At 35.7% G+C, this 13278-nt stretch carries 9 protein-coding genes; 3 read left to right on the top strand and 6 right to left on the bottom strand.

The window, feature by feature from the left end; genetic code table 11:
- Window positions 1-139 precede the first annotated feature (139 nt).
- Both xylB and xylA read right to left on the bottom strand, forming a co-directional pair.
- Entirely contained in the window at window positions 140-1639 is a 1500-nt protein-coding gene (gene xylB, locus ACGLYD_RS07070; RefSeq protein ID WP_342538124.1) for a xylulokinase, read from the bottom strand.
- A 31-nt stretch (window positions 1640-1670) separates the two neighbouring features.
- Window positions 1671-2993 carry a xylose isomerase gene (gene xylA, locus ACGLYD_RS07065; protein ID WP_338652503.1) on the bottom strand — a complete coding sequence of 441 codons (1323 nt, stop codon included), beginning with the start codon at window positions 2991-2993 and terminating at the stop codon, window positions 1671-1673.
- 249 nt (window positions 2994-3242) lie between these two features.
- Here xylA and ACGLYD_RS07060 point away from each other — a divergent pair, with 249 nt between their 5' ends.
- Window positions 3243-3878 (top strand): YesL family protein, encoded by a 636-nt coding sequence (locus tag ACGLYD_RS07060; RefSeq protein WP_340742028.1) that lies wholly within the window; start codon window positions 3243-3245, stop codon window positions 3876-3878.
- A gap of 84 nt (window positions 3879-3962) precedes the next feature.
- Here ACGLYD_RS07060 and ACGLYD_RS07055 read toward each other — a convergent pair whose 3' ends face one another.
- The 3 genes from ACGLYD_RS07055 to ACGLYD_RS07045 all read right to left on the bottom strand — a co-directional run bounded on the left by ACGLYD_RS07055 (window position 3963) and on the right by ACGLYD_RS07045 (window position 7066).
- A complete protein-coding gene (locus ACGLYD_RS07055) occupies window positions 3963-4784 on the bottom strand; it encodes a carbohydrate ABC transporter permease (RefSeq protein WP_067208777.1) in 822 nt (273 codons plus the stop codon).
- Window positions 4785-4799: 15 nt separating this feature from the next.
- A complete protein-coding gene (locus ACGLYD_RS07050; protein WP_067208774.1) occupies window positions 4800-5678 on the bottom strand; it encodes a carbohydrate ABC transporter permease in 879 nt (292 codons plus the stop codon).
- Window positions 5679-5782: 104 nt separating this feature from the next.
- Entirely contained in the window at window positions 5783-7066 is a 1284-nt protein-coding gene (locus tag ACGLYD_RS07045; protein ID WP_342538123.1) for an extracellular solute-binding protein, read from the bottom strand.
- 290 nt (window positions 7067-7356) lie between these two features.
- On the opposite strand from ACGLYD_RS07045, the gene ACGLYD_RS07040 reads away from it, so the two are divergent.
- Together ACGLYD_RS07040 and ACGLYD_RS07035 are read left to right on the top strand one after the other, a co-directional pair.
- Complete coding sequence (locus tag ACGLYD_RS07040) at window positions 7357-8559, top strand: ROK family transcriptional regulator (protein WP_067213924.1); 1203 nt, start codon at window positions 7357-7359, stop codon at window positions 8557-8559.
- Between the two features lie 315 nt (window positions 8560-8874).
- On the top strand, window positions 8875-10485 hold the full coding sequence (locus tag ACGLYD_RS07035) for a glycoside hydrolase family 43 protein (protein ID WP_342538122.1): 1611 nt from the start codon (window positions 8875-8877) through the stop codon (window positions 10483-10485).
- Window positions 10486-10981: 496 nt separating this feature from the next.
- Here ACGLYD_RS07035 and ACGLYD_RS07030 read toward each other — a convergent pair whose 3' ends face one another.
- On the bottom strand, window positions 10982-13255 hold the full coding sequence (locus ACGLYD_RS07030) for a glycoside hydrolase family 65 protein (RefSeq protein ID WP_399632118.1): 2274 nt from the start codon (window positions 13253-13255) through the stop codon (window positions 10982-10984).
- Window positions 13256-13278: the final 23 nt, after the last annotated feature.

Genomic DNA, 13278 nt, shown 5'->3' with positions numbered 1-13278 from the left:
CATTAGTGACTTTTATGTCAGAATTTCACACTTAGCTGTTATGTTCGTCATTAACTTCTTCACCGTTATGCAGAATAGTTACTAGTATTTCTATAAATAAGAGTCCCAACTAACTAGTTGAGACTCTTATTTAAAAGGACTACCTACGGAATTCTAAAAGCCTTCGATTAATATCTTTTGTTTGACCGTAAATATCCTGATAAATAGCGAACATCTTTTTATATTTTTCCACATTAGTTTTATTGGGATGAAATCGTTTATCTTCCTTCAAGAACTCATTCGCGCAATCCTTCAATGAATCAAACCATGAACATCCATAAGCTGCTAACATGGCTGCCCCCATACCTGGTCCTTGTTCGCTTTTAAGTCTAACAATATCAGCATCGAAAATATCAGCCTGCATCTGAAGCCAATCTTCATTTTTCGCACCACCGCCAATTGATATGACCGTATCGATTTGTTTGCCCTTTTGACGAAAAATATCAATAGTTTCATTTAGCGAAAATGTAATCCCTTCAAGAATTGCTCGAACAAAATCTTTTCTGTGATGAGAACTGTCCATTCCAATAAAACTTGCACGAATTGCAGCATCTGCATGTGGTGTTCTTTCACCCACCAAATAAGGAGTAAATACCAGTCCATTAGATCCAACAGGGACAGAGCCAACATCGGCTAGTAAATCATCGAAAGATTCGTCCCCCGCAAAAACATCTTTAAACCAAGTTAAGCTATAACCCGCAGCCAGAGTAACACCCATTGAGTAAAATGCGTCGGGAGCACCATGATTAAAGTAATGAACCTTTCCTTGGAAATCTTTATCAGGACTTGCTTCATAAGACAAAACGACACCAGATGTCCCAATACTACAAAGTGTTTTTCCATCCTCTAAAATCCCTGAACCAATAGCACCACAAGCATTATCAGCACCACCTGCAAATACACGTGTAGAGTTGGCAAGACCAGTAGATTCTGCAAATACAGATGTTATCTTACCTACTTCCTGATAGGAGTGAACTAATGGTGGACAAAGACTGGTATCAATATCTAGTAATTCACAGAGTTCTGTACTCCATTCCTTTTTACTGACATCCAAAAGAAGTGTTCCAGCTGCATCAGAGTACTCCATTTGTAATTTACCTGTAAGCTTGTAACGCAAGTAATCTTTTGGAAGAACAAACGTCTTAACCTTACTAAATAACTCTCGCTCATGTTCTTTAACCCATACTATTTTTGGTAAAGTGAATCCTTCTAATGCGTGGTTTTTTGTTATAGATAACAAACGCTTTTCTCCAACGACTTCATAAATTCGCTTGCACTCTGCTGTTGTCCTTGTATCATTCCAGAGAATCGCATGACGTAATACTTCATTATTTTCATCTAACAAAACAAGTCCATGCATTTGCCCAGAAAAACTAATGCCTTCAATATCTTCTGGATCCCCATCGAAATCCTTCAAAAGATCAAGTAGACCCGATACAGTCTGATCAACCCAATCTTTAGGGTTTTGCTCACTATATCCCGTTTTCTCTTGAATTAGAGGGTAAGATTTCGATACCTCTTGAACAACAGCGCCATGTTGATTGACGAGTAAAATTTTAACAGCACTTGTTCCTAAATCTATACCTATTACATATTTCATAGCTACATCTCTCCTGCCATTCAAAACTTAATTAGTTAGCGAAAGCTTTCAATAAGTATTGATTGATTGTTGCTTTAATTTGTTCTAAGCGACCAGATGTCTGTTTTATATCTGATAAACCATAAGCATACTCTTCCAGTTTACGGAAGTCTGTTTTTCCTTCAACAATAGCAAGTCCAATACCTTCTGTGTAAGTCTGATAGCGATTTTCGACTATACTTTCCAAGACCTTATCATCAATTAAATTTTGTGCCACCCTTAAACCTACTGCAAAAGCATCCATTCCAGCAATATGTGCATGGAATAAATCTTCTGGCTCAAATGAACCTCTTCTTACTTTCGCATCGAAGTTTAGGCCGCCCCTACCAAGTCCGCCATTTTTAAGAATTTCATACATTGCAAGTGTTGTTGACCATAAATCCGTAGGGAATTCATCTGTATCCCATCCGATAAGTGGATCCCCTTGGTTTGCATCAACTGAACCCAGCATATTATTAATGCGTGCATAGTGAAGTTCATGTTCAAATGTATGTCCCGCTAGTGTCGCGTGGTTTGCTTCAATATTGAACTTGAAATGATCTTCAAGACCATAACTTTGCAAGAATGCATGTGCAGTAGCTACGTCATAATCATATTGATGTGTTGAAGGCTCTTTTGGCTTAGGTTCAATTAAAAATTGGGCATCAAAGCCAATTTCTTTGGCGTAGTCAATAGCCATATTATAGAAACGTGCTAAGTTATCCAGCTCCAGCTTCATGTTTGTATTCAGAAGTGTTTCATAACCTTCGCGGCCACCCCAGAATACATAGTTTTCTGCACCAAGTTCCTTACCGATTTCTAATCCCTTTTTCACTTTAGCTGCAGAATAAGCAAATACATCTGCACTACTTGAAGTGGCAGCACCATGAACAAATCGTGGGTGTGTAAAGTTATTCGCCGTATTCCAAAGTAATTTTGCTTTACTATCTTTCATATAGTCTTTGATCATACTTACAATTGTATCTAAGTTTTGATTAGACTCTCTTAAACTGCTACCCTCTGGTGCTATATCAATATCATGGAAACAGAAAAATGGAACATCAATTTTATCGTAAAATTCAAATGAAGCATCTACGCGGGCTTTAGCTAAATCCATACCACTAAACTTATCCCACGAGCGAATCATGTTGCCTCCGCCAAATGGATCTGAGCCATTCATCGTAAATGTATGCCAATACGAGACTCCGTAGCGTAATATTTCTTCCATTGTTTTATCACCGATTTTTTCCTCGGGATTATAAAATTTAAATGCATATGGATTTGTTGATAATGAACCCTCGAATTTAATCTTGTCAATGTTTAGGAAATAAGTCATTGTTTGTACCTCCTAGATTTTTTATGTTACAAAGCAACAGCGAATGTAAAGGCTTACAATTGTAATTATAACACAAATCATTAGTTTGTCTATTAGTTGAACAAAGTTTTTAACTTAAAAAACTGATTGCATTTATCACTGGAAATGATGAACTTTTTATATGAGTAGTGTATGCTTTTAATGATTCCTCTTTCTATTAAATAATGAGATTGGCTTATTCTATAAGTCAGGAAATAAGGGTGGTTGTCAATGAATCCTACTAGTGGCTTTATTTATAACGTTTTTGAATGGATAACAAGGTTTGCCTATTTAAATTTATTGTGGATACTTTTTTCATTAGCAGGCGGAATAATTTTCGGCTTTTTCCCAGCTACTATAGCAATGTTTGCAATAACCCGAGAATGGTTAAAAGGAAATACAGAAAAGCCAATTTTAAAAGCCTTTTGGGAATACTATCGGAGAGACTTCTTAAAAAGCAATCTTTTGGGAATATTTATTAGTATAATAATCTTCTTAATTACGATTGATATTATTTACATTCAAGGTAATACTAACGGGGATTTAACATGGACATATATACCTTTATTTGCATTTATGTTACTTTTCATTATGTTATTATTTTATATCTTTCCTGCCTTTGTTCATTACGATATAAAAGTACAATATGTTATGAAAAACAGCTTTTTTATTATGTTAATAAACCCCTTCAATAGTTTATTGATAATACTCTGTCTTGTACCACTCTTTTTTATTATGAAAAGTTTTCCTGCCTTGGCATTCATATTTGGTGGAAGTTCATACGCATACATAACAATGTGGGTCAGTTTACATGCTTTTAATAAAACGAATAAGAAAAATGGCAATCCCGTTAATATCGAGAATTAACGACTTTTTTCACGAAAAAAACTTCACACAACGGAGCAGTTCAATCCCCCGTTGTATGAAGTTTTTTTATGTGCCATACACTTATTACCCTTTCACTGCACTAGCAGAAATCCCTTCAACGACTTTATTACTAAAGAAGATGAATGCAACAATAATTGGTAACACACTAATGATTAACGTTGCTCCGATTGCTCCCCAGTCTGTCATATATTGCCCAATAAAGTTTTGAATACCTACGGTTAATGTTTTATATTTTTCTGAACTTATAAACGTATTTACAAATACAAATTCATTCCAATTATAAATCATATTAATAACCACAGTAGTAGACATTACTGGCACAGTCATCGGAAGAATAATTTGGAAAAACAATCGATGAACTGAAGATCCATCTATAATTGCGGCTTCTTCTATTTCACGAGGTAATGTGTAATAAAAGCCGAGTAATATCATCATTGTGATTGGTAAATTATAAGCCGTATATGTAATGACAACAGCGAAAGGATTATCAATTAAGTCTACGCTTAAGAACATACTGAAAAGTGGTATCAAAGCAGAGTGTATTGGAATCATTAGTCCAACCATAAACAACCCCAATACGAAACCGCTTAACTTCCATTTCATTCTTGTAATTGCGAAAGTTGCCATGCTCGCAAACAATACTGTTAGGATAATCGCTAGACCAGTAATCCAAACACTATTGAAGAAATAAATGCCTATTCCACCATCCCAAACCTTTTGGTAGTTTTCCCATCTAAACTCCGACGGTAGAGCAAATGGTGATCCAGCAAATATCTCTTTATTATCTTTTAATGAGAAAATGAAAAGCCATATTATTGGGAGTATCTGGAACAACGCTACAGCTGCTAGACAAACGTAAAGAAAAAAGTAACCAATGCGACCCATATCATAAACCTCCTTCTAATATTCTATTGGCTCGTTGGAAGTAGTAAATTTCCGAACAACTAACGTTACTACTAAGGTAATGATCAACAATAAGAATCCAATGGCACTTCCATATCCAAAATCATAACTTGAAAAAGCTAGTTTATACATATAGGACGCCATAACCTCACTCGCTCCATTTGGTCCTCCACCAGTCATAACATAAATCAAATCGAAGTACTTTAGTGATCCAACAATAGCTAATACGACTGTGACGCTTACTACTTCTTTAATTAGAGGTAGCTTAATCCTAAGGGCAATTTGAAAAGCAGATGCACCATCAATTTTCGCTGCCTCTATCATCGATTCAGGAATATTTTTAAGTGCTGCATAGTAAATCAAAATATAAAATCCAGCATATTGCCACAAAATTGGTATGAAAATAGCAAATAATACTAGTGATGGCTCGGCCAACCACGCGGGCGGATTATCAATCCCTATTTTGATAAGAATAGCATTTAAAATACCATTCGACGGATTGTATACTTTGATCCAAAGTTGAGCGATCGCAACTGAAGACAAAAGCATTGGAATCAGGTATATTTTCCTCAGTAAATCAGCGCCTTTTATTTTGGATGCCAATATTAATGAAACTAACAAATATAGCGCTAAGCTCATTGTCGAGAAAATTGCTAGTAAAAACGAATGATAAGCACTACTCCAAAATTTGAGATCCTTAATCCCATTAATATAATTTTCTAATCCAATAAATTTCTTTGCACCAATGCCGTCCCAGTCCATTAATCCATAGTAACCCGTAAGGATTAATGGAATAAATATTAGTACAGTAATCAACAGGAGTGCTGGTAAAATATAAAGTGCTATATATAGCTTATTTGACATTACTTTATTCATTACACTCAACCCCATATCTTATGAAGTAGAAGAGGACCATCCGATGTTAAGGATATGTCCTCTTCATTGTTAATTTGACTTTACGCAATGCAGAATGCTTTTTACTATTTCGAAAGGGCTTCTTCGTGCGCTTTCGCAAACTCTTCAGGTGTCATTTGATTCCCAAAAAGTGCTTGAATCGCATCTAAATGCACTTGTGCTACACTTGGACTCATTTGAACGTCAGCAAACATAGTAATATTGCTTGCTGAATTAAGTTCATCCAATATATCGATATACATTTGTGGCAGGTCTAAGGATCCAGCATCCACTTTTGATGCTGGAATAACGCCAGCTTTTGTGACAGATTTCTCGCCCCATTGTTTAACAAAAAATGCGGCAAATTCTTTAGCTTCTTCTTTTACATCAGAATCTTCTGCAACAAATAATCCAACCCCAGGTCCCCCAATAAAACTATTCATATCTCCCTTCCCATCCACAGTTGGAAACTTGAGATATTCTACAGAATCTCTAAATTCTTGAGGTACATCTTCATTTGTTGTGTAATTTGGTAAATCCCATGTTGCAATTAAATACATTGGTGCTTGTTCATTCATAAACATACTTTTCGCTTCTTCATCAGAGAGACCATTAAATCCTTTGACAAATGCCCCCATATCGACAAGGTTTTGTACTTTTTCTGCTGCTTCAATTAATGCTGGATCCTCGAAAGTACCGGATCTATCGATCGCTTTATTAAGGACTTCAGCACCACCAATTCGGTCTGCTAGATACATATACCATAACGAACCTGTCCAAGGATCTTTGTTACCTAAAGCGATAGGTTGTATTCCATCTGCCTTAAATACATTAATTACATTTTCTAGTTCCTCAAATGTTTCTGGTGCTTCGAGATTATGCTCTGCAAACATAGTTTTATTATAATATATTGTCGCAATGTTCAACTCTAGTGGAAGACCGTAAGTCACCCCATCTATTGCATAAGCCTCTACAGTTCCTGGAATGAATGTATCGCTTAATTCTTTATCAATAAGATCATCTAATGGAGCAAACATATTACCACCTACATAGGGTTCTAAAAATCCTGCTGCCCAAGTCATTCCAACGTCTGGTAATTCTTTAGATGTTGATAGAACCTTTAACTTATCTTTGTATTGCTCATTGCTTAACACTTCTAAATCAATTTTGACACCTTCATGTTCCTTTTCAAAATCAGCAATAATTTCACTTACAATTTCATGATGCTGTTTAGAGCTCCCCTCGGGCCATAGATGCATAAACTTTATTTCAGTATCACTAGATGTTTTACCTGAATCTGAACAACCTACTAATAATAAAGTCAAAACAAAAGTGGATAACAGAATTGTAAACGCTTTCTTTTTCCTCATTATTTATCTCCCCCAACTCAAGTTTTTGAAACAACAATATTCAGATTGTTGTATGCATTTTCATTATAGCAAACAGGAAGTTGTTAGTCTAGTGGATGAACAAAGTTTTTTTCTACCTCTATTTTTGTGATTTTCAATTGTGTTTTTCCCCCAAAATAGGAAAAGGACGTTATAATTCTTTCCACAAAAGTTAGGTAGACACTCAAATCAGTTGAATACGAAGTTGTATCTAATCAAGTTTTTATTTGTTAGAATGAAAAAAAAGAGAGAAAGAGTTGAATGGAATGAAGATGGATGCTAATCAAACTTGGAATCATCATGTAGTCAAAAAAGGCAATAAATCTTTAGTTTTAGATAAAATTAAAAATAACTCCCCTATTTCAAGGGCTGCTGTTGCAAATCAAACTGGTTTAAACAAAGGAACCGTCTCATCCTTAGTGAGCGAATTACTAGAGGATCACTTAATCTATGAGTCTGGTCCAGGTGAATCTAGCGGCGGGAGAAGACCTGTCATGTTATTATTTAATAATTCAGCTGGCTATTCGATAGGAATAGATCTAGGGGTGAATTACTTACTCGGCGTTTTAACTGACCTAGACGGAAATATTTTTCAAGAGAAAGTAATGACTTTTAAGAACCTTTCTTATAATGAAATTGAAGAACAATTATTTAACACCATCGATTCCCTAATTTCTTCTGTGCCACCTAGCCCTCACGGAATCGTTGGAATCGGTGTTGGTGTACCGGGAATAGTTGATAATAGTGGGGAAGTTTTGCTAGCGCCAAATCTAAACTGGACAAACGTTAATTTAAAGTCAATTTTACAAAAAAAATATAACCTTCCAGTCATTATTGAAAACGAGGCAAATGCTGGTGCCTACGGAGAGAAGAAATTTGGTGCTGGAAAAGAGTTTGAAAATATCATTTATGTAAGTGCTGGGATTGGAATAGGTGTCGGACTTATTCTTAATGGTTCTTTGTATAAAGGGTCCAATGGTTTTTCTGGTGAGCTTGGCCATATGACAATACAAGTTAATGGTTCTAAATGTCGTTGTGGAAATGATGGTTGTTGGGAATTGTATGCGTCAGAACAAGCATTAATCAATAACGCTGGACTGTTAGATATCCCCCTCCCTTCTAACAAAGAAGGCGACTTAAATAATTTATTAACTCTCGCAGAGAATGGCAATAAAGAGGTTATCAAACTATTTGAACAAACTGGGGACTATTTAGGTGTAGGCATAAATAACATTATTAATATCTTTAATCCACAACAAGTGATTATTGGTAATCGGATGGCCTCTTCTAAAAAGTGGCTAGAGGAATCTTTGAATACAAGAGTAGCTAACCAAGCTCTATGGTTTCAACGAAGTGATTTACAAATTGATTTTTCGGAGTTATCCACACTCTCGTCCGCATTAGGCGTAGCTGCTTTTTCAATAGAAAACTTTTTAAGTGTTAGTATCCAACAAAGAAGTATAATTCAAATTTAAAGTAGTAGTAACGGCAAACCTTTTGTTACTTTAGTCATTCGTTAATCAACTATCACTAATTTGCTAATCCAATTAACTAGTGTATTATCTAATATAGTATTGTGAAAATTGCTAATTAATGATTTCATTTATTTATTAATCCCATTACTCCCCTGCCAATAACTGTCGGATTATTGATAAACAATAGGTCATTAATTAGTATTTTTATAATTGTATTTAACCTTTCTCCATTTTGTAAGCACTTACATGCATTCACTATTTTTCAGGGTGCTCAGATTTGGTGAAAGATAAAAATTATGTAAAGGGTGAATTAAAATGACAATCATTCGGAATCCAATTTTACCTGGATTCAATCCAGATCCAAGCATTTGCCGCGTAGGAGAAGATTATTATATTGCCGTTTCTACCTTTGAGTGGTTCCCTGGAGTGGGTATATATCATTCCAAGGATTTAAATAATTGGAGATTAGTTTCAAGGCCCCTTAATCGATTAAGCCAATTAAATATGATGGGAAATCCTAATTCAGGGGGTGTATGGGCCCCCCAACTCTCACATAGTGACGGTAAGTTTTGGCTAATCTATACGGATGTGAAGGTAACAGAAGGACAATGGAAAGATTGCCACAATTACCTTGTAACCAGTGAAACTATTGATGGAGAATGGTCTGAGCGTACTTACTTAAACAGCTCCGGCTTCGATCCATCATTGTATCACGACGAAGACGGTAGAAAGTATCTAGCGAACATGTACTGGGATCATCGTATCGATCATCATAATTTTTATGGTATAGTTCTTCAAGAATATAACGTCGAGGAACAAAAACTAGTTGGAGAATCTAAAATAATTTTTAAAGGGACAGATATCAAATTAGTTGAAGCCCCTCATATATATAAAATCAATGATTATTACTACTTATTAACAGCAGAGGGTGGTACAAAATACGATCATGCTGCCACGATCGCACGATCAAAAAATCTTTGGGGACCATATGAAGTGCATCCCGAGAATCCATTGATTACATCATGGCCATATCCTAGAAATCCACTTCAAAAGTCTGGACATGCTTCAATTGTTCATACACATACAGATGAATGGTTTTTAGTACACTTAACAGGCAGGCCCTTACCAAGAGAAAACCAACCATTGTTGGATGATCGAGGCTATTGCCCACTTGGACGGGAAACTGCCATTCAAAGAATGGAGTGGAAAAATGATTGGCCATATGTGGTTGGGGGTAACGGACCGTCCCTTGAAATTGAAGGACCTGATATCGAAGAAGTAAAATGGAAGAATGATTATGATGAGAAAGATGACTTTGATATTGATGAATTAAATAATCATTTTCAATCACTGCGTATCCCATTAGGCGAAGATATTGTTTCACTAAAAGACAATCCTGGCCACCTGCGACTATACGGAAAAGAATCCTTGACTTCAAAGTTCACTCAGGCTTTTATAGCTAGACGTTGGCAACATTTTAACTTTACTGCAGAAACGAAAGTGAACTTCACTCCAAACTCTTTCCAGCAATCTGCAGGACTAGTCAACTATTATAATACAGAAAACTGGACAGCACTTCAGATTTCCTGGCACGAAGAGAAAGGTAGAATCCTTGAACTCAGCACTTACGATAACTTTATATTTGCTCAACCGCTTCAAGGTAAAGAAATCGTCATTCCAGATACTATAGAATATGTTCACCTCAGAGTTGATGTAAAAACCAATTTTTACGAGTATTCTTATTCCTTTGACGGAGTGAATTGGACTGTTATACCTGTCAAATTTGCGTCACATAAGCTTTCTGATGACTATATCAAAGGTGGAGGCTTCTTTACTGGTGCATTTGTCGGCATGCAGTGTCAAGATACATCAGGTCAGAATCGACATGCTGATTTCGATTATTTTATTTATAAAGAAAGGATATAAAGATTCCTGTATTTAAACTGAGTGGAAGCAAATATCACCCCAAAAAGACATGTGTTCCAATAGGAATCACATGTCTTTTTTGATTGAGTAAACACAAATAGAAGTATATAAACTATTACGTCACACTGACATAAAGCACTAATGAACTATTTTCACATTGTCCTTCGATTAAATTAAGCTTTGCGATGTTTTGGGATGACTATCCCTTTCCCCAAATCATTTGATAATGCTGGTTTTTTATTAGCCTGGACTCTAGGATATAATATCAGTACTATATAATAATGTATTATTATTTAGTTTTTATTAAATCTATATATTGAACAACTGGGTATCTAAATAAATTAAGTAAAGGTGACTTAAAATGCATAACTCAAGACCTAAGAGTTGCAGCAAATCACCTTGGCTAGGGGCGGGAGACAATCCCCCTCGTCATAGTGAATTCAGTGGGATTCTATATTCCATATATCAATATATATAATATTTACCGCATTTCATGTTACTGAACATTCACTTCTTTTCCATTTTCAAGATTAATAGACTTTCCGTTGTGTGAGATAGTTAACGCCTCTCCCTCTATTACCAAATAAGTTACTTCAGTTCTATCCATATGGATTTTTAGTAGCCTGCCTTGATATTGTAAATGTAAATCGAGTGAATTCCATTCACTAGGAAGAGAGGGTGTTAATGAAAGGCCCCCTTCTTTCACTCGTAAACCAGCAAATCCATAAACGATTGCTAGCCAAGTTCCCCCCATATTTGCCATATGAAGGCCATCTTTTGTATTTCCATGTGTATTATCCAAATCTAGGCGAACCGTTTCATTAAAATAATCATAGGCTTTCTTTTCGTAGCCTAGTTTGGAAGCCATTATGCTAAATACACAGGAAGATAATGATGAATCATGAGTGGTGATTTGTTCGTAATAATCGTAGGATCTTTTAATTGTTTCGAAATCTTGTTCATCTTCTAGCAGAAAATGAGCCAAGACAGTATCTGCTTGTTTGCAAACTTGATATCTATAAAGTGTTAACGGATGATAATTCAATAAAAGTGGGAACTTATCTTTCGGAGTATTCTCTAAATCCCATCGCGCTTTTTGCAAAAAACTATCGTCCTGAGCATTGATTTTATAAGTTTCATCGTATGGCAGATACATTTTCTCACCTGCTTCAGTCCATTTTCTTACTTCTAATTCTGTCAGTTCTAACCTTTCAGCTAATTGTTTTAGATGATTACCATCCTCTTCTTTTAACAGATAATATACTTTAGCAGCCCACAGTAAATTATGTTTTGCCATGACATTCGTATAATAATTATTATTCACAACGCATGTATATTCGTCTGGACCAGTTACACTATCAATTCTAAATAAGCCATTTTTCATGTGACCAACATCACCCCATAAACGTGCAGTTTCAAATAGGACTTCTGCCATATACTCTTTTAAAAATGCCTCGTCCTTCGTTACTAAATAATATTGAATATAACTATATGCGATATCTGCACTTATATGATACTGCGCAGTTCCGGCAGGGAAAAACGACGAGCTTTCCGGACCGGAAATCGTTCTCCAAGGGAATAAAGCCCCTTTTTCATGTCCCATCTCCATAGCTCTTTCCTTAGCACTCCCTAAAATAGAGTATCTATGAAGTAATAAGTTTTTCGCAATTTCAGGGCTCGTCATTAAGAATACCGGAAACATATAGATTTCAGTATCCCAGAAATAATGCCCTTCATAACCTTCACCAGATAAACCTTTTGCTGCAATATTACTTACCGGATCTTTGCCGACTGATTGTAAAAGTTGAAAGAGATTAAAACGAATGCCTTCTTGAAGCAGTGCATCACCATCAATCTTCACATCGGATTTACTCCAGAAATTATCTAGATATTCTCTTTGCTCCAGTAAAAGATCTTCAAAAGAAGATCCTTTAAGCTGCCGTTGAATAGCAATTGCATTTTCAATAACTGTTTCTCCATGTCTGAGTGTATCTGTATAAACATTGTATTTTGTAAATTGCACTGTTTCATCACCAACGCATGAGTAAGTCTCTTCTACGTAATTATCTGCGGTTTTACTTTCATACATATACTTTCCAGATTCAATCACAGAAGAAGTAACACAAGCCACTTCAAGCTTAGTAATATAGGTACTGTTTTTTACTATGCTGAATTCTTCTTCCTTTCGAACTTCCGTTACATGTAGTCTTTTAGCATGACCTGAAGCTACCCGGGGGTCATTTTTATCAACAAAGTTAGAGACATCGCCATTAACAGTCGAAACAATTTTCAGCTGCTGAATATGGCTTAAAGGCTCTATATTAATATTTACTGCAAATAATTCCCTTCTAACAAAAGAAATGAGTCGTTTAAAATGGATTTTAACTTCTTTTCCGTTAGGTGATCTCCAATGTACAATTCGTTCGGCAAAACCCGCATCCATATGCAGATTTCGTTGGACATTAATTACTTCTCCTTCAAACATAGAAAATAGTTCGTCATCCAAATAAATATGTATAAATTGCCCATCAATGACATTCAGGATCTTTTGCTGTGTTTCTGGAAACCCATGCAACTTCTCTCCATAATTTATTTCTGTTTCATCATGAAAAGCATTTATATATGTACCTCGAATCGATTTATATGTATCCTTATAGCCCTCCTCGAAATTCCCTCTCACACCTAGATACCCATTGCCTAAGGACAAAAGACTTTCATTTAGCAGTAAGTTTTCATTATCTAACTCTGACTTCGTTAATTTCCACGTCATTGATATATCACTCCTTAGTCAAT

The sequence above is a fragment of the Sporosarcina sp. SG10008 genome, assembly GCF_044569405.1.
Classification (GTDB): Bacteria; Bacillota; Bacilli; order Bacillales_A; family Planococcaceae; genus Sporosarcina; species Sporosarcina psychrophila.
Note: the sequence above shows the minus strand (reverse complement) of the source record. Positions and strands in the feature narration are given on the sequence as shown.